Annotated in this window: 17 protein-coding genes; 1 reads left to right on the forward strand and 16 read right to left on the reverse strand. The window is 66.3% G+C overall.

Translation table 11 applies throughout. The features are described 5' to 3' along the window. Positions 1-7: 7 nt before the first annotated feature. The 9 genes from ACEYYA_RS05045 to ACEYYA_RS05085 all read right to left on the reverse strand — a co-directional run bounded on the left by ACEYYA_RS05045 (position 8) and on the right by ACEYYA_RS05085 (position 9,523). Positions 8-1,015 carry a sn-glycerol-3-phosphate import ATP-binding protein UgpC gene (locus ACEYYA_RS05045; RefSeq protein ID WP_374798248.1) on the reverse strand — a complete coding sequence of 336 codons (1,008 nt, stop codon included), beginning with the start codon at positions 1,013-1,015 and terminating at the stop codon, positions 8-10. 2 nt (positions 1,016-1,017) lie between these two features. After that, positions 1,018-1,866, reverse strand: coding sequence for a sn-glycerol-3-phosphate ABC transporter permease UgpE (gene ugpE, locus ACEYYA_RS05050; protein WP_374798250.1), 849 nt, complete (start codon positions 1,864-1,866; stop codon positions 1,018-1,020). Continuing rightward, entirely contained in the window at positions 1,866-2,744 is an 879-nt protein-coding gene (gene ugpA / locus ACEYYA_RS05055) for a sn-glycerol-3-phosphate ABC transporter permease UgpA (protein ID WP_374798252.1), read from the reverse strand. Before ugpA ends, ugpE begins: the two co-directional genes overlap by 1 nt. Before the next feature lie 58 nt (positions 2,745-2,802). Then, a complete protein-coding gene (gene ugpB / locus ACEYYA_RS05060; protein ID WP_374798254.1) occupies positions 2,803-4,122 on the reverse strand; it encodes a sn-glycerol-3-phosphate ABC transporter substrate-binding protein UgpB in 1,320 nt (439 codons plus the stop codon). 102 nt (positions 4,123-4,224) lie between these two features. Continuing rightward, positions 4,225-5,133 carry an extensin-like domain-containing protein gene (locus tag ACEYYA_RS05065; protein WP_374798256.1) on the reverse strand — a complete coding sequence of 303 codons (909 nt, stop codon included), beginning with the start codon at positions 5,131-5,133 and terminating at the stop codon, positions 4,225-4,227. Position 5,134: 1 nt separating this feature from the next. Further along, positions 5,135-6,436 carry a L,D-transpeptidase family protein gene (locus ACEYYA_RS05070; RefSeq protein WP_374798258.1) on the reverse strand — a complete coding sequence of 434 codons (1,302 nt, stop codon included), beginning with the start codon at positions 6,434-6,436 and terminating at the stop codon, positions 5,135-5,137. Between the two features lie 122 nt (positions 6,437-6,558). Continuing rightward, complete coding sequence (locus ACEYYA_RS05075; protein ID WP_374798260.1) at positions 6,559-7,455, reverse strand: DMT family transporter; 897 nt, start codon at positions 7,453-7,455, stop codon at positions 6,559-6,561. A 105-nt stretch (positions 7,456-7,560) separates the two neighbouring features. Next, positions 7,561-7,848 (reverse strand): HU family DNA-binding protein, encoded by a 288-nt coding sequence (locus tag ACEYYA_RS05080; protein ID WP_374798262.1) that lies wholly within the window; start codon positions 7,846-7,848, stop codon positions 7,561-7,563. Between the two features lie 193 nt (positions 7,849-8,041). After that, positions 8,042-9,523, reverse strand: coding sequence for an AMP nucleosidase (locus ACEYYA_RS05085; RefSeq protein ID WP_374798264.1), 1,482 nt, complete (start codon positions 9,521-9,523; stop codon positions 8,042-8,044). Positions 9,524-9,672: 149 nt separating this feature from the next. On the opposite strand from ACEYYA_RS05085, the gene ACEYYA_RS05090 reads away from it, so the two are divergent. After that, the gene (locus ACEYYA_RS05090; protein ID WP_374798266.1) at positions 9,673-10,554 is read left to right on the forward strand and encodes an SDR family oxidoreductase; all 882 of its coding nucleotides are present in this window, start codon (positions 9,673-9,675) and stop codon (positions 10,552-10,554) included. Here ACEYYA_RS05090 and rfbA read toward each other — a convergent pair. The 7 genes from rfbA to ACEYYA_RS05125 form a co-directional block, all read right to left on the reverse strand. Further along, positions 10,551-11,426, reverse strand: coding sequence for a glucose-1-phosphate thymidylyltransferase RfbA (gene rfbA, locus ACEYYA_RS05095; protein ID WP_374798268.1), 876 nt, complete (start codon positions 11,424-11,426; stop codon positions 10,551-10,553). The genes ACEYYA_RS05090 and rfbA overlap by 4 nt on opposite strands. 3 nt (positions 11,427-11,429) lie before the next feature. After that, on the reverse strand, positions 11,430-12,272 hold the full coding sequence (gene rfbD / locus ACEYYA_RS05100) for a dTDP-4-dehydrorhamnose reductase (RefSeq protein WP_374798270.1): 843 nt from the start codon (positions 12,270-12,272) through the stop codon (positions 11,430-11,432). Continuing rightward, positions 12,269-12,745 (reverse strand): metal-dependent hydrolase, encoded by a 477-nt coding sequence (locus ACEYYA_RS05105; RefSeq protein ID WP_374798272.1) that lies wholly within the window; start codon positions 12,743-12,745, stop codon positions 12,269-12,271. Before ACEYYA_RS05105 ends, rfbD begins: the two co-directional genes overlap by 4 nt. After that, positions 12,739-13,782: a dTDP-glucose 4,6-dehydratase gene (rfbB, locus tag ACEYYA_RS05110; protein ID WP_374798274.1), complete on the reverse strand. Its 1,044-nt coding sequence runs from the start codon at positions 13,780-13,782 to the stop codon at positions 12,739-12,741. The genes ACEYYA_RS05105 and rfbB overlap by 7 nt, the downstream gene beginning before the upstream one ends. Beyond that, entirely contained in the window at positions 13,779-14,342 is a 564-nt protein-coding gene (gene rfbC, locus ACEYYA_RS05115) for a dTDP-4-dehydrorhamnose 3,5-epimerase (protein ID WP_374798276.1), read from the reverse strand. The genes rfbB and rfbC overlap by 4 nt, the downstream gene beginning before the upstream one ends. Before the next feature lie 96 nt (positions 14,343-14,438). Next, positions 14,439-15,146 carry a YjbF family lipoprotein gene (locus ACEYYA_RS05120; protein WP_374798278.1) on the reverse strand — a complete coding sequence of 236 codons (708 nt, stop codon included), beginning with the start codon at positions 15,144-15,146 and terminating at the stop codon, positions 14,439-14,441. Continuing rightward, positions 15,143-17,275: a YjbH domain-containing protein gene (locus ACEYYA_RS05125; RefSeq protein WP_374798280.1), complete on the reverse strand. Its 2,133-nt coding sequence runs from the start codon at positions 17,273-17,275 to the stop codon at positions 15,143-15,145. Before ACEYYA_RS05125 ends, ACEYYA_RS05120 begins: the two co-directional genes overlap by 4 nt. Between the last annotated feature and the right edge of the window lie 4 nt (positions 17,276-17,279).

Below are 17,279 nucleotides of genomic sequence, written 5' to 3' on the forward strand. Positions count from 1 at the left end.
GGCGCGATCAGGCGTCCAGCCGCGCGCCGGTGTCGCCGTCAAACAGATGCGCAGCAGCGGGGGCCAGCGACAGGTGCAGCAGCGGGCCGATGGCCTCGCCCGCGGGCAGGGTCACGGTGACCGGATGCGCACCCAACTGGCCGTGAACCAGCCGGGAGGCGCCCAGTTCCTCGACCGCGGTAACGTTCAGCGCGATATCGCCCGCCGGATCGGGGCGCAGATCCTCGGGGCGAATGCCGATCACCGCGCCGCGCGGCGCAGGGATGCCGGGCAGCGCCTCGGCGGGCAGCAGGTTCATCGCCGGGCTGCCGATAAAGCCCGCGACAAAGGCGGTGGCAGGGCGGCGGTAGACCTCAAGCGGGGTGCCGATCTGTTCGACCCGGCCCTTGTTCAGCACCACCAGCCGGTCGGCCAGGGTCATCGCCTCAAGCTGGTCGTGGGTGACATAGATGCTGGTCGTGCCCAGACGCTTTTGCAGGGCCTTGATCTCCAGTCGCATCGTGCCGCGCAGCTTGGCATCCAGGTTCGACAGGGGTTCATCGAACAGAAACGCCGCCGGTTCGCGCACGATCGCGCGGCCCATGGCCACGCGCTGCCGCTGGCCGCCGGACAGGGCGCGCGGCTTGCGATCCAGGAAGGGTGCGATTTGCAGGATCTCGGCGGCCTCGGCCACGCGGCGGTCGATTTCGTCGCGCGGCGTGCCACGGTTCTTCAGCCCATAGGCAAGGTTCTGGCGAACCGACATATGCGGGTAAAGCGCGTAGTTCTGAAACACCATGGCGATGTCGCGGTCGGCCGGTTCCAGATCGTTGACCACGCGCCCACCGATGGTCACGCGGCCTTCGCTGATCGTTTCCAGCCCGGCGATCATCCGCAGCAGGGTGGACTTGCCGCAGCCCGAGGGGCCGACCAGCACGATGAACTCTCCATCCGCGATGTCGATATTCACATCGGTGACGGCGCGGTTGCTGGCGGCATACAGTTTGCCCAGATGGTCAAGGGTGATGGCGGCCATGGTTATTTCTCCGTCTCGATCAGACCTTTGACGAACAGCTTCTGCATCCCGACGACGACCAGCACCGGCGGCAGCATTGCCATGATCGCGGTGGCCATCACCAGATGCCATTGCGGCAGCCCGTCGACGGCATCGGCCATCCGCTTGATCCCCGCGACGATGGTGTAATAGCGCGCGTCGGTGGTGATCAGCAGCGGCCAGAGGTATTGGTTCCAGCCATAGATGAACAGGATCACGAACAAGGCCGCGATATTGGTGCGCGACAAGGGCAGCAGGATGTCGCGAAAGAACTTCATTGGGCCGGCGCCGTCGATCCGCGCGGCCTCGGTCAGTTCATCCGGGATGGTCAGGAACACCTGCCGGAACAGGAAGGTCGCGGTGGCCGATGCGATCAGCGGGATCGACAGGCCCGCATAGCTGTTCAGCAGCCCCAGATCGGCCACCACCTTGAAGGTCGGCACGATCCGCACCTCGACCGGCAGCATCAGCGTGACGAAGATCGCCCAAAAGGCCAACATGCGGAACCGAAAGCGGAAATAGACGATGGCAAAGGCCGAGATGATGGAAATCGCGATCTTTCCCACGGCGATCAGCAGCGCCATGATCAGGCTGTTCAGCATCATCGGCGCAATCGGCGGGGTGCCGCTTGTCGACAGGCCGGCGCCGAACATGGTGCGGTAATTGTCGACCAGATGCGGGCCGGGCCAGATCGGCACGCGCCCCGACATGAAGTCGGTCGCGGTATGGGTCGAGGCGACGAAGGCCACCCAGACCGGCAGCGCGACGGCAACCACGCCCAGGATCAGCACAAGATGGGCCAGCAGGTTCAGGCCAGGGCGGTTCTCGATCATCAATAGGCCACCCGTTTTTCGACCCAGCGGAATTGTGCCACGGTCAGCACGACGACAATCGCCATCAGCACCACCGATTGCGCGGCGGATGACCCCATGTTCTGACCGATGAAGCCATCGAAATAGACCTTGTAGACCAGGATGTTCGTGGCCTGCGCGGGGCCGCCCTCGGTGGTGGCGTCGATCACCGCGAAGGTGTCGAACATCGCATAGACGATGTTCACCACCATCAGGAAAAAGGTGGTCGGGGACAGCAGCGGGAAAGTGATGGTGAAGAACCGCTTGACCGGGCCCGCACCGTCGATGGCGGCGGCCTCGCGCAGGCTGGCGGGGATGGATTGCAGGCCCGCGACGAAGAACAGGAAGTTGTAGCTGATCTGCTTCCACGCGCTTGCGATGACCACTAGGACCATCGCGTCGACCTTGGAACTGATGTGGTTCCAGTCATAGCCGATCCCGCGCAGCACATAGGGCATGACGCCGACCGTCGGGTTGAAGATGAACCACCACAGGATGCCCGCGACGGCGGGGGCAACCGCATAGGGCCAGACCAGTGCGGTGGTGTAGACGCGCGCCGAGGCAATCATCCGGTCGACCGCCAGGGCCAGCAGCAGCGCCAGCCCCATTGACAGCACCGTGACCAAGATCGCAAAGACCGCCGTCACACGCAGGCTGTTCAGATATTCCGGGCTGCCCCACAGCGCCGTGTAATTCGCCAGGCCGACAAAGGTGGTGGTGATGCCAAAGGCGTCCTGGCGCAGGAAACTTTGCCAGATCGCCTGTCCGGCGGGCCACAGGAAAAAGATCGCGGTGATCGCCAGTTGCGGGGCCAGCAACAGCCACGGCAGCAATCGACCCTGAAAGATGGTGCGTTTCATCGGGAATCCGGGTTGGGGGGCCGCCGCGGGGCCGCCCCCCTGCTGTCAGAAAGGACGATCAGGGGTTCTGCGCCTGAAAGTCGTCCAGCAGCTTGTTGCCGCGCTCGACCACGCCGTCCAGCGCCTGCTGGGCAGTCTTGGACCCGGCCAGAAGCTGTTCAAACTCTTCGTCGATGATGCCGCGGATCTGGACATAGCTGCCGAACCGCAACCCTTTCGAGTTCTCGGTCGGTGCGTTCAGGGTGATCTGGTTCAGGCTGGTTTCGGCGCCGGGATTGGCGTCGTAATAGCCCTGCGATTTGGTCAGGTCATAGGCGGCCTGGGTGATCGGCAGATAGCCGGTGTCCTGGTGCCATTTGGCTTGCACCTCGGGGCTGGACAGATAGTGGAAGAACTTTGCGACGCCCGCGTATTCCTCTGCCGGCCGCCCCTCAAGCACCCACAGCGTCGCGCCGCCGATGATGCTGTTCTGCGGCGCACCGTCCACGTCGTCGTAATAGGGCAACATGCCGAAGCCGAGGTCGAAATCCTTGGCATTGGCGATGACGCCCGCGCGGCTGGCCGAGCTGTTCATGATCATCGCGCATTCCTGCGAATAGAACATCGGGGGCGCGTTATCGCCGCCGGTCGGGCCGCCGTATTTGAAGATCCCGGCGTCGGCCCATTTCTTCAGGTTGTCCCAATGCTTGACCTGCACCGGCCCGTTCAGCGTCAGCCGCGCAGCGGTGCCGCCAAAGCCGTTCTGTTCGGTGCCGATCGGCTGGTTGTGCCAGGCCGACAGGTTTTCGGTCTGGATCCACGACACCCAACCGGTCGTGAAGCCGCATTTCGCCGCGCCCGAATCCATGATCTTCTTGGAAAACGCCTCGACCTCGGCCCAGGTTTTCGGCGGGGTCGCGGGGTCCAGCCCGGCTTTTTCGAACACGGTCTTGTTGTAATACAGGATCGGGGTCGAGCTGTTGAAGGGCATCGACAGCATGTTGCCATCGGTATCGGTGTAATAGCCGACAACGGCCGGCAGGAAGGCGGCCTGGTCAAAGCCCTCGCCCGCCTCCTGCATCAGTTGATAGACCGGCTTCACGGCGCCCTTGGCGGCCATCATCGTGCCGGTGCCGACCTCGAACACCTGGACGATGGCCGGCTGCTGTTTCGCGCGAAAAGCCGAGATCGCGGCGGTCATCGTTTCGGGATAGGTGCCCTTGTAGCTGGGGACCACGGTGAAATCGTCCTGGCTTTCATTGAAGCCTTTCACGATGTCTTCCAGCTTGGCGCCCAACTCGCCGCCCATGGCGTGCCACCACTGGATTTCGGTTCTGGCCTGCGCGGCGGCGGCCATGGCGATCAGCGCGGCGGCCGAGGTCATCATAAGACGGGTCATCATCGGTCCTTTGTGTCGTCGTTGAGGTCAGGGTCAACGGCGCAGCCCTAGCCGCCCGCCACGACAGAAAGGTGACGCAAAGATGAAGGTTTTGCAACGCCGCTATTGGCAGATGCGCCAGCCGCCACGCCGCGGCATGATGTCCAGATGCAGGTGGTCGTCATGCGCGTCGTCGGCGCCGGGGCCAAGCACGGTGGTGAACAGCAGGCAGGCGGTGCCGCGCGCGGCACGCTGAAAGGCGGTGGCCATGTCATTGCCGCCCTCGCGCGGGGCGATGGCCAGATCGGGCGCGCCGTCAAAGGTAAAGGCGGCGATGTCGATGGCATTGCCGGTGGCGTGTTCCGACACCTTGCCCGACCCGTCACCGACCCGCATCCGGCAGGCATAGGTCGAACCGGTGCGATAGCCGGTCAGCGGCGCGCCGCCCTGATCCTGCCACAGGCGCGCGGCGGGCTGCACGAAATCCCGCGTCCAACGTGCGAGCGCCTGCGCGGTTTCGCAGCGCATCACCGCCCCGCCGTGAAGCGCGACGCCCGGGACCACCTGATCGACGCGCAACGGCGCGGCGATACCGCAGCCGGGCGTAGTCTCGGTGATCGGGGGCAGCGGGGTAAACTCCGTGCCCATGGCGCGCAGATCGGCAAGGCATCCGTCATCCGCCGTCTGCGCCAGCGCGTGCAGATCCTGCGGCGGCGCAAAGACCGGCGGCTCGGCCAGGATCGGGCGCGGGTCCAGCGTCATCCAGGGCAGGCCGCCGGGCGGGGGGGGCGTGGCAGGCGTGGGCGCAGGCGGTGTCAGGCGGCCGACGGGCGTGGTGTCAGGCGCAGGGACAGGGGCAGGGGTAGGCGCAGGGGCAGCGGCGGCAGCGGCTGGCTTGGCGGCGGGCCTTTCCGCGTCAGGGGCGTCTGGCGCCTCGGGGCGCGGCAAGGGCCGCGGCTGCGCATCGGCGGCTGTCGCCTGCAACAGCGCCATCAGCGCCAGAACCGCCCCAAGCTGCCGCCGCCCCGCCATCCTATCGGCCCCGCTGCGGCAGAACCTGCGGCGCGGGCAGGGTTCGCGTCTGAATGTCGCCCGGCACCGGCGCGGCCTGCACCGGCGCATCCGGCGCAGGCTGGCTGGCTGCGCTTTGGCCGGGCGCCTCCGGCAGTTGTCCAACCTGCGGCCCAACCTGCGGTCCAACCTGCGGCGCCGCCTCAACCGGCAGGCGCAGGCTGGCGGGGCGCGGCTGGGGGCGCGGGCTGGTCAGCACCGCCGCCTGAACCGTCGCCTGAATAGCGGCCTCTTGTCCGGGGGCGGGGGCCAAGGTCGTGTCTCCGGCCATCACCCCGGCGATGGTCTGTCCCGGCTCAAGGAAGGTCACGGTGGTCACGCCCGGCTGCACCATATTCGCCAGTTCGCGCGCATCCCAGTTGGTCAGGCGCACACAACCCGAGGACTGGTTCACGAACAACCGCGAGGGCGTGGGCGTGCCATGGATGCCATAGGTCGGCTTCGTCAGCCCGATCCAGACCGACCCCACCGGCCCGTTCGGCCCCGGCGGCAGCGTCAGCGGCTGGTCATTGTCGCCCTGCTGCGGGTTGATGCGCGGGTTGTAGTGATAGGTCGGGTCGATCGCCACCGCCCGCACCTTGTGCTCGCCCGAGGGGGACGGCATCTGCTGCGACCCGACCGTCGCCGGGTAATCGGCAAGCAACTGGCCCCTGGCGTCATAGGCAGCCACCCGCCGGGTCGCCTTGTCGACCAGGATCCGCGCCACCTGACCGCGACGCGGCGCGGCGGGGCCGATCACCTTGATCGTCTCGGTCGGCACGAACCGCGCGCCGGGGTTCAGCGCGATCAGGAAATCCTGGTCCATGTGGAACCGCTCACCCAGTTTCTCGGCGACGCTGGTATAGCCCAGCCGATCCATCTGCGCCATCAGCGCGTAATCGCGCGGGATTTGCACGACCAGCCCGTTCAGATCATCCTGGGTGATGGTGTAATCGACGATGATCGGGGCGCTGGCATAGGCTTGCAGGCGGTTCCAGACTTCCTCGGTCAGCACGCCGGTCGTCGGCAGGCCTTCACGGCGCTGAAAGGCCTTGATGGCGCTTTCGCTCATCCCGCCGCGATGGCCGTCGACGACGCCGGGCGAGATGCCGGACCGGTCCAGCAGCAGTTGCACCTTGGCGGTGATGGCGCTTTTGCCGGCTGGCAGCGGGCCGGAATAGGTGGCGGCTTCGATCGCCTCGGGGGTGATCGGGGCGGCGACGACGGGCAGCGCCGTGGTCAGCGATGGCAGCAGGATAAACATGAACGCAATAAGACGGGTCATCGGTTGGTCCGGTGGTTTTTGTTGGCTCGATCGGGGCGCGTGCTGGCGGGCCTAGCGGCAACGCGGCCTTGCGGCGCTTGTTCCGCATCCGGGGGTGCCGAAGCAAGCCCCCGGCACAAACATCAGCGTGAGTTTCGTGGCGAAACCGTCAAGGCGGGCGGGGCTTTCGACAGTTGCACCGCCAGGATACCGGCCATGATCACCGCCACGCCGATCACGTCATAGGCGCCCAGCCGTTCGTTCAACAGCAAAGCGGCAATCGCCACGCCAAAGAACGGCGTCAGAAAGTGAAAGGCCGCCGCCCGCACCGCGCCGATCCGCCCGACCAGCAGGAACCAGACCCAGGTGGCCAGCAGCCCCGGCACCAGCAGCGTATAGACGAAGGCCACCACCAGGCGCGGCGACCAGTCGACATGGAACGGCTCGAACGCCAGGGCAACGATGGACAGCGCCGCCGACCCGACCAGCATCTGCAAGCCGACGATCATCAACAGGTTCCCCCCGGTCGAGGCCCCGCGCACCGTCAGCGTCGCCACCGCCAGGGCAAGCGCGCCGCCAAAGCACAGCGCGATGCCGATCAGGTTCGACCCGCCGGTCAGCCGCCCGCCCATGATGATCGCCACGCCCACCAGCCCGACCGCCAGCCCGGCCAGCCCCATTGGCCGCAGCCTTTCGCCAAAGGCGAACCAGCCGATCCCGGCGACCATCAGCGGCATCGTGGCGGCGATGATCGAGGCAAGCCCGGCCTCGATCCACTGCATCGCGATCCAGTTCAGGCCCAGATAGATGGCGTTCTGGCACAGGCCGAAGATGATGACGGCGCGCCATTGCGCGCGGCTGAGCCGCCAGCTTTGGCCCATGGCGCGGGCCAGCATGACGCCGATCAGCCCCGACAGCAGGAACCGGATCGCCAGTGCCGTCAGCGGCGGTGCCGCCGTCACGATCATCCGCGTCGAGGTAAAGGCCGAGGCCCACATGACCGCGAACAGCAGCCCCATTGCGATCGCGCGCAGATCCATTCTTGGCCCCCCGGGTAGCTATGGGAAAGGGCCGCCCGGCGGGCGACCCTTTGCGATTGGTGCGGCGCCGCCCGGTCGGGCCTGCGCCAGGGGTCGTGGACCCGATCAGCCGTTCACGCTGTCCTTCAGCGCTTTGGCGATGGTCATCTTGACCTGACGGTCGGCCGGCTTCTGCACCATTTCCTGCGTCTGCGGGTTGCGGACCATGCGTTCGGGGCGGGCGCGGCAGGCGATCTTGCCGATCCCCGGCAGGTTGATCGCGCCACCGGCGACGACTTCGCGCGACACAACCGCGGCGATGGCGTCCAGCGCGGCCGAGGCGGTCTTCTTGTCGCCGCCCATTTCGTCGGCGATTGCAGCGACGAGCTGCGTTTTGGTCATCGGTTTCGACATATGCTGTCTCTCCTTGGTGTCCCTTGACGGGTTTTCTTGCGCCGCCCACGGGGCGGCCTGTGCGGTGCTAGACTATCTTTTGGCCAGCAATTCAAGCCTTTTTGCCACTGCTATAACGCCACGCCCGCGAAGGCGGGGCCACCGGGGCGCCCCCGCAACGCGCGATTGGCGCATTCTGACGGGCCAACGCGCGCTATAGAAAGGCGGTTTCGTCAAAGCTGCGCAATTTGCGGCTATGCACCCGTTCCAGCGGCATATCGCGCATTTTCTCCATCGCGCGGACGCCGATCAGCAGGTGATTGGCCACCTGCGTGCGGTAAAAGGCGGTGGCCATGCCGGGAAGTTTCAGTTCGCCATGCAGCGGCTTGTCACTGACGCACAGCAGCGTGCCATAGGGCACCCGGAACCGGTAACCATTGGCGGCAATGGTCGCGCTTTCCATATCCAGCGCGACGGCGCGCGATTGCGACAGGCGCTGGACCGGGCCGGATTGGTCGCGCAATTCCCAGTTGCGGTTGTCGATCGTGGCGACGGTGCCGGTGCGCATGATGCGCTTCAGCTCATAGCCCTCAAGTTGCGTGACCTCGGCCACGGCCTCTTGCAGGGCGATCTGGATTTCGGCCAGGGCGGGGATCGGCACCCAGACGGGCAGGTCGTCATCCAGAACGTGATCTTCGCGCAGATAGGCATGGGCCAGCACGAAATCGCCCAGCCGCTGCGAATTGCGCAGGCCCGCGCAATGGCCGACCATCAGCCAGGCATGCGGGCGCAGCACCGCGATATGGTCGGTCGCGGTTTTCGCGTTCGAGGGGCCTACGCCGATATTGACCAGCGTGATCCCCTGCCCGTCATCGCGGGTCAGGTGATAGGTCGGCATCTGCGGCAGGCGCGGCGGGGCGTCCAGCACCGCATCAGGGCTGGTGATGCGGGCATTCCCCGGCCCGACAAAGCCGGTATAGCCTGAGGCCGGATCGGCCAGCACGCGGCGCGCATAGGCCTCGAACTCATCCACATAGAACTGATAGTTGGTGAACAGAACATGGTTCTGGAAATGCACCGGGTCGGTGGCAGTGTAATGTGACAGCCGGGCCAGCGAATAATCCACGCGCTGTGCGGTAAAGGGGGCCAGATGGCCCGACCCATCGGCATTCGGCCCGGCGGTGCCGTTCACGATGTCATCGCTGGTGGTGGCCAGATCAGGCACGTCGAAGATGTCGCGCAGCGGCACGTCCAGCACGCCTTCCTGCGGGACGTTCAGATCCGAGCGCGAGGCGACGGCGAAATGCACCGGAATCGGCGTCTGCGACGGCCCCACGATCACCGCGACGCCGTGATTGCGGATCAAGAGGCCAAGTTGCTGACGCAGGTAATGCGCGAACAGGCGCGGATGGGTGATCGTGGCGCTATAGGTGCCGGGTTCGGGCACATGGCCAAACGCCAGACGGCTGTCGGTCAGGGCAAAGCTGGTGGTGGTGATCCGCACCTCGGGGTAGAAGGCGCGATAGCGCGCCTGCGCGGGGGCGCCGCCCATCACCGCGACGAAGTGATCCAGCAGAAAGCCGGTGGCGGCGTCATAAAGTTCGGTCAGGCGTTCGACGGCGGCGGCGGCATCGGTAAAGGCCTGCGGCGCGGGCGCATCGGGGGACAGGATCGGCAGGTGCTGGGTGTCGGTCATGACGGTTTTTTCCTTGGGCGCGGCGCGCCAGTGGTGGGGCGGGCTGGCCGGTCCCCGGATGCGGCAGGTTCTCATTCCGGTGTCACAGTTGCAAGACATCTGGGCGTGCCGGGCTTGCGGGCTGCGGGCCGGGGCGCGATAGTCGCGGCATGAGCGGACATCTTTTCACCTTTGGCCATGGCTACAGCGCGGCGGCGATCACCCGCGCCTTGCGGGCGCAGGGCTGGCGCGTGACCGGCACCACGCGCGATGCGGGAGGGGCCGAACGCATCGGCGCCAGCGGGGCCACGCCGCTGATCTGGCCGGGCGATCCGGCGGCGGTCGCTGCGGCGCTGGACAGCGCGGACCATCTGCTGATCTCGACCGGGCCGGATCAGGGGGGCGACCCGGTGCTGGCTGATACCGCCGCGCGCGAGGTCATCCGCCGCGTAGCGCCCAGATTGCGGTGGGCGGGGTATCTGTCCTCGACCAATGTCTATGGCGATCATCAGGGCGCCTGGGTGGATGAGGGCACGGCGCTGTCGCCCAGCACCGGGCGCGGGCGTGCGCGGGTGGAGGCCGAAGGCGACTGGCAGGCCTTTGCGGCGGATTGCGGCCTGCCGCTGCACCTGTTCCGGCTGGCGGGCATCTATGGCCCCGGACGCGGCCCCTTTGCCAAGGTCCGTGCCGGTACCGCGCGGCGCATCATCAAGCCCGGCCAGATCTTTTCGCGCATCCATGTCGATGACATCGCCGCCGTGGTACTGGCCTCGATCGCGCGGCCCGACCCCGGCGCGGTCTATAATGTCTGCGACGACGAACCGGCCCCGCCCGAGGACGTGATCGAGGCCGCCGCCCGGATGCTGAACCTGCCGATCCCCCCGGCCGAGGATTACGCCACCGCCGAACAAAGCCCGATGGCGCGCAGCTTTTATGCGGAATCCAAACGGGTGCGGAACGAGCGGATCAAGGCCGATCTGGGCGTGGTGCTGGCCTATCCAGATTACCGCGCCGGTCTGGCCGCCGTGCTGGCCGCCGAGGATCAGGCCTAGGCCCCGTCCGCTAGCCGCATCAGATAGCGGCCATAGTCGTTCTTCGCGCAGCGTCCGGCCAAGGCGCGCAGATCGGCGCGGCTGATCCAGCCCTTTTGAAAGGCGATCTCCTCGGGGCAGCCGGTTTGCAAGCCCTGACGATCTTGCAGGGTGCGCACGAAATTGCCCGCATCCAGCAGGCTGGCATGGGTGCCGGTGTCCAGCCAGGCAAAACCGCGCCCCATGCGTTCGACGCTCAGGCTGCCCTCGGCCAGGTAGCTGTCCAGCAGGGTGACGATCTCAAGCTCGCCCCGCGGTGACGGGGTGACGCGGTGGGCGCGTTCCGGGGCGGTGGCGTCCAGGAAGTAAAGCCCGGTGACGGCAAAGGATGACGGCGGCCGCGCGGGCTTTTCGATGATCGCGCGCACCCGGAAATCCGTGTCGAAGTCGACCACGCCATAACGCTCGGGGTCGGCGACGTGATAGCCAAAGACGGTGCCGCCGCTGGGCTGGGAATCGGCCTTGGCCATCAGTTCCGGCAGGCCGTGGCCGAAAAAGATGTTGTCGCCCAGCACCATGGCGGATGGCGCCCCGGCCAGGAAATCCTCGGCCAGGATATAGGCCTGCGCCAGACCGTCGGGGCTGGGCTGCACTATCCAGGTGAAGGTCAGGCCCCATTGGCTGCCATCGCCCAGAAGCCGTTGGAATTGCGCCTGATCCTCGGGCGTGGTGATGATCGCCATCTCGCGGATGCCGGCCAGCATCAGGACGCTGATCGGATAATAGATCATCGGCTTGTCATAGATCGGCAGCAGTTGTTTCGACACCGCCTGGGTGATCGGATAAAGCCGCGTGCCGCTGCCGCCGGCCAGAATGATGCCCTTGCGCTGCATGGTCTATCCTTTCAGCTCGGCCAGAACGGTGGTCAGCCCGTCGCGCCAGTCGGGGCGCGCGATACCGAAATCCGCCGTCAGGCTGTCGCAATTCAGGCGCGAATTGGCCGGGCGTTTCGCCGGGGTCGGGTAAGCGGCGGTTGGAATATCCTCGACCTGGCAGGACAGCCCGGACTGGCGAAATATTTCGCGCGCAAAGTCGGCCCAGGAGGTGTCGGGCGCGCCGCTGAGGTGATAGGTGCCGCCCGGCTGCCCGCCCTGCATTGCGGCTGCCATCGTCACCAGGGCGCGGGTGATGGCGGCGGCGGGCGTCGGGCCGCCGATCTGGTCGGCGACGATGGTCAGCCGGTCACGCTCGGCCCCAAGGCGCAGCATGGTTTTCACGAAATTGCTGCCATGCGCCGAAAACACCCAGCTTGTGCGCAGGATCGCCGCCCGCGCGCCGGATGCCCTCACCGCATCCTCACCCGCCAGCTTGGTCGCGCCGTAAACGCCCAGCGGGCCCGTCGGGTCGCCCGGATGCCACGGGCGGCTGCCTGAACCGTCAAAGACATAATCGGTCGAGACGTGCAGGAACGGGATGCCCCGCGCGGCGCAGGCCCGCGCCATGGCGCCGGGGGCATCGGCATTCACCAGCCGGGCTGTCTGGGCGTCCGTCTCGGCCCGGTCCACGGCAGTATAGGCGGCGGCGTTGATGACGGCGCTGTAATCACCCGCGCCGATCGCTGCGGCGCAAGCGACCGGGTCGGTCAGATCGGCCCGGTCGCGCCCCAGAAACACCGCATCCGGCAACAACCGCGCCAATTCCCGCGCCACCTGCCCGGTCTGGCCAAAGATCAGGATCATGATCCCCTCCGTTGCCACAGGACGAATGCCCACAGCCAGATCGCCAGTTCAAACGCAAAGGTCCAATGCAGCATGAAGGACAAGGCCCAGTGACCCCGGGTCGCGGGCACCGTCACCAGACTGAAAAAACGGTCGCTGAACGGGGCGGCCCACATGATGTCACCGCCGATACTGTCCAGCAGCAGATGCAACAGGATCACCGCAAAGAACAGACCGACCGCCCATCGCCAGCGGCTGTTCCACGTCAGCGCGACGGTTGGCAGCGCAAGCGCCAGCCAGAAAGCCTGGATATGCGTCCAATACGGGTGATGGTGGATGCTGCCATGATCGATAGCGTGAAACCAGATCATATCCACATCCGGCAAGACTAAGGCGACCAGCGGCACCGGCATCGCGGCAAGGATCGTTCGCCCAGCCAATCCGGGGGCCAGAGAACCCGCAATATAACCCGAGCGAAAACGCGCGGTCAGCATGATCCGCGTCCCAGCCGCTCCCCCACACCCTGACGGTTCAGCAGCGGTCGCCACCAATCTTCGTTGGCCAGATACCATTCCACGGTATGCCGCAGCCCCTGATCCAGCGTAACCGAGGGCCGCCAGCCCAGTTCGCTGCGGATGCGGCTGGGGTCGATCGCATAGCGGCGGTCATGGCCGGGGCGGTCGGTGACAAAGGTGATCAGCCGGTCATGCGGTGCGCCTTGCGGGCGCAGATCGTCCAGATGGGCGCAGATCATGCGCACCAAGTCGATATTCGTCGCCTCATTCTCGCCACCGATGTTGTAGCTGCGGCCGACCGCGGCTTTTTCCAGACACAGCAGCAGGGCATCGGCGTGATCTTCGACATACAGCCAGTCGCGGATGTTGCCGCCGTCGCCGTAAACCGGGATCGGTTGGCCATGCAGCGCGTTCAGGATCACCACGGGCACCAGCTTTTCAGGGAAATGGAAGGGGCCGTAGTTGTTGGAACAATTGGTCAGGACCGTGGGCAGCCCATAGGTTTCATGCCAGGCGCGGACCAGGTGGTCGCTGGCTGCCTTGGACGCCGAATAGGGGCTGCGCGGGTCATAGGGGGTGGTCTCGGTGAACTGGCCCTCGGCCCCCAGCGAGCCGAACACCTCATCCGTTGAAATGTGGTGAAAGCGGAAGCCATCCGGCCGTCCCTGCGCCGTCCAGAAGGCGCGGGCGGCCTCGAGCATATTGTAGGTGCCGGTGATGTTGGTCTCGATGAAGGTGCCGGGGCCGTCGATGGACCGATCGACATGGCTTTCGGCGGCCAGATGCATCACCGCGTCGGGCCGATGCTGCGCAAACACCCGGTCCAGCGCGGCGCGGTCGCGGATGTCCACATGTTCAAAGGCATAGCCCGGCGTATTCGCCACGCTGGCGATGTTTTCCAGGTTCGCTGCATAGGTCAGCGCATCGACATTCACCACCTGATGCCCGCGCCCGACCGCCAGCCGCACCACCGCCGAGCCGATGAACCCCGCGCCGCCCGTGACCAGAATCTTCACGCCGCGCCCCCCCATTCAAAGGGCGAGGCGAAATCGGCAAAGGCCTGTGCGGTCGCGTCCTTGTCGGATAGCAGCGGATCGCCCGTCAGCCCCCAGTCGATACCGACGCTATCCCAATGCACCGCGCCGTCGCAGTCCGCGGCGTAGTAATCGGTGCATTTGTAGATGATTTCGGTGTCCGCCTCGCGCGTGACGAAGCCATGCAGGAACCCTGCGGGGATCCACAATTGCGCGGCATTGGCCGCCGACAGTTCGACGCCGAACCAGCGGCCATACGTCGGGCTGCCACGCCGCGCATCCACCGCCACGTCGAACAGCCGCCCGCGCCCGCAGCGCACCAGCTTGCCCTGGGCATGGGGCGGCGACTGGAAATGCAGGCCGCGAATGGTGCCGATCTGGTGCGACAGCGAATGGTTGTCCTGCACGAAATCGGGCAGATGCACGCCCGCCAGCTCTAGCGTGCGGCGGCTCCAGGTCTCGGCAAAAAAGCCGCGCGCATCGGTAAAGCGGCGCGGGCTCAGCAGCAGAAGACCGGGGATCGGCGTCGCGTCAACCTGCATGTGCTGGCTCCGGTCGGGGGGCACGTCCCAGAGGTTTGCCACATCGCGTCTGACGCGACAAGTCACGCCAGACGCAGAGCTTTTGCGAAAAACCGATCAGTCGCGGATGGTCTGGATCGTCACCGACCCCATCCGCGGCCCCACCCACTGTTGCGAGATCAGCGCCGTGCCATTGTCGCCCACCAGATAGCTGTTGACGAACTTGACGCCGCTGCCCTGACAGGATTCTGCCACCGTGGTGCCGGCCCAGGTCCGCCCGGCAAAGGGCACGGACTGGCGCGGGCCGGGGGTGACCTTGCAGGTGACGGTGACCGGACGTTCGACCGCATCGCCCATGATGTAACGCATGGTGCGCGTCCCCTCACCGGCGCGGCGGCCCAGGATCAGCGGGGCGACGCCGTTCAGATCGGCCGACGACAGGTCATGGCCAAAGCCCTTGGTGCCGGTGACGAGCCCACGGCGGGTGACGATCGCCTGCATCGAGGGCGTCATATAGGTGCGCATGTCACCATTGCTGCCGTTCAGCGCCATCACCTGCATCCCGCCCAGGGATTCGATGCCGACCAGGATCAACGGGTTGGGATTCGCGGCCAGGGCGCGGCTGGCCATGGCCTCGGGGTTGGGGGCGGCGGCGGGGGCGGCGGGCTTGGCGCCCAGGCCGACCTTGGCCAGTGCTGGCGCCGCAAGCTGGCGCACCATGCCCAGGCTGCCGGTGTCGGTCTGGCCCGAGCCGCAACCCGCCAGCAGGGCGATTGCCACGACGCCAAGCGCCCGAAGCGTGAATTGTTTGCGCGTGCCGATCATCGCCAGAACTTCCCCCAGCCTTCATACAATTTGCCGGTATGGGCATCGCGGATGCCTTCATACAGACGACCATCGACGTTGACGCGCGCCCCGCCATCGCGTGACAGCGACCGCAGGTCGGTATCGACCTTGCGCGTGGACGGCGTGCCGACCGCCCAGGACAGCGGGATCGTGACCCGGATACCCTTGTCGAACGAGCCTTCGCCGAATTGCTCGGCGCTCATGTCGGTCTTGGTAGCATAGGCCCCCAAACGCCAGCCGTTCGACAGGTCGCGGTTCAGCGCGACGGTCGCGCCGACATCGCCGGCCAGATATTTGCCGACATCCATCTGACCCCAGAAGCCGCCGCCAAAGTCGTAATAGGCGGACACATGGCCCGTCGTGACCTCATAATCGCGGAAGGCGAAGCTTTTTTCAAAGTCACGCTTTTTGACATGGTTGATTTCCGCACCCAAGGCCAGGCGCGAATCCACCGGCTTCCACAGCACTTCCGCCGAGACGCCACCATAGGCGCGTTCCAGCAGGCCCACGGTCACGCGGGTATAGGTGGTTTCCGTCGGGTGCGCCTTCCAGGCCAGGGTCAGGTCTTTGACGACCGGGCCGGATGCGCCGTTATACATGCCCGAATCCGACCGCACATGTGGAATGCCGTTGGCGGCATAGTCATCGGTCTTGGCCAGGTATTGATCCAGCGTATAGCCGCGCGGCGCGGTCTGCTTGGCGGTGCCCAGGACGCGCTGCCGCAGGTGGCCCGCGATTTCCAGGCCCGGCATCAATTCGTATTTGCCGCCCAGTTCCGCCCCGATTTCATAGCGATAGGGCGTGTCGGCGTTGAACAGCACCAGCGTGCCATAGGGCTTCAGCCCCCATTCAAAGCGCGGATAAAGGCCGGGGGTCGCCACCAGATCGCCCGGATTGGGCGCGGCGTTCACGATCTGGGCGCGCTGCGCGATGTCGGCGGCGGGGCCGTTTTCCAGCCGTTCCACATCGGACCGCTTCAGTTCGACGGATGACACCGGCATCCCGGCCTTGACCGAGGTGATGACCAGCGTTTCGACCGAGGGCGGCAGCGCGCGGGTCATCAGCCGCGCGGTGCGGCCGATCGCCTCGGGCTGGTGCCAATAGCGGTCGTTGCGGATGCGAACCTCGGCGCGGTTGGCCGACAGCGACATGGAATCCAGCCGCTGCCCCTCTTTCGCCAGGGCATCGCCAAGCGCCTTTTGAATGGCCGGATGCGCGGTCGAGTCGGCGGTCCAGGCGCCGGACCAGCCCTGCGGGTCGGCCCCCGGTGCAACGCGCGGGCGCACCGGCGCGGGCGCGGGTTCCAGCCCCGACGGGAAGGGCGAATCCTTCAGGTTCATCGCCAATGAGATCTGCGCCCCGAACACCTCTCCGCCCAGTGTATAGGCGGACACGGTGGCGCCCTGCGTCAGCTTGTAGCTGGCGCCCAGGTTGATGTGCCGGGTCAGCGGCGTCGCGCCCTCGGCCACCTCGCGGGTGTACATGTCGTTTGAATATTCGGCGGTCAGGCTCAGCTTGTCGCTGGCCTGCCAACTGATCGAGCCAAAAGGCTTGGCGGTGCCACGGAACCAGTTGTCGACATCCGGCACGCCGCCCTGGCCGACATTGGCGGTGCGGTGATTGCCCGCCAGACGGCCCCAGCCGATCCCGGCACTGGCCTTGATGCCGGGTGCCAGGGTCTTGGTGGCGACGACATATTCCGACGAATAGACGCCGGTGCCCATGAAATCGCGCAGACCGATGGCGACGGCGGGGCGCCAGCCCTCTTCGCCAAAGACCTGATAATGCACGTCAAAGCTGCGGTCATACAGCTTGCCGCGACCGCGCGTCGGATCCAGTCCGGGGATCGTGGCATAGCGCAACAGACCGGTCACCTGCGGCAGGATCTGGAAGGCAAGGTTGCTGCGCTGCGCATAGGTGGTCTTGTTCAGCGTGCCGGCGGCGGTGGCGTCGGGCAGCACCTCGGCGGTGGGGGTCTCGATCGCGCCCGGCATCCCATAGCTGTTCAGCGACGATCCGATCGTCGGTTCAGCCGTGACCAACCCGGCACTGGCGGTGGCGCAGACCGCGGTCGAGGTCATCAGAAGCAGACGCAGGGACGGTTTCATGGCG

It is taken from the genome of Paracoccus zhouxuedongae (assembly GCF_041927815.1).
Taxonomy (GTDB): Bacteria; Pseudomonadota; Alphaproteobacteria; order Rhodobacterales; family Rhodobacteraceae; genus Paracoccus.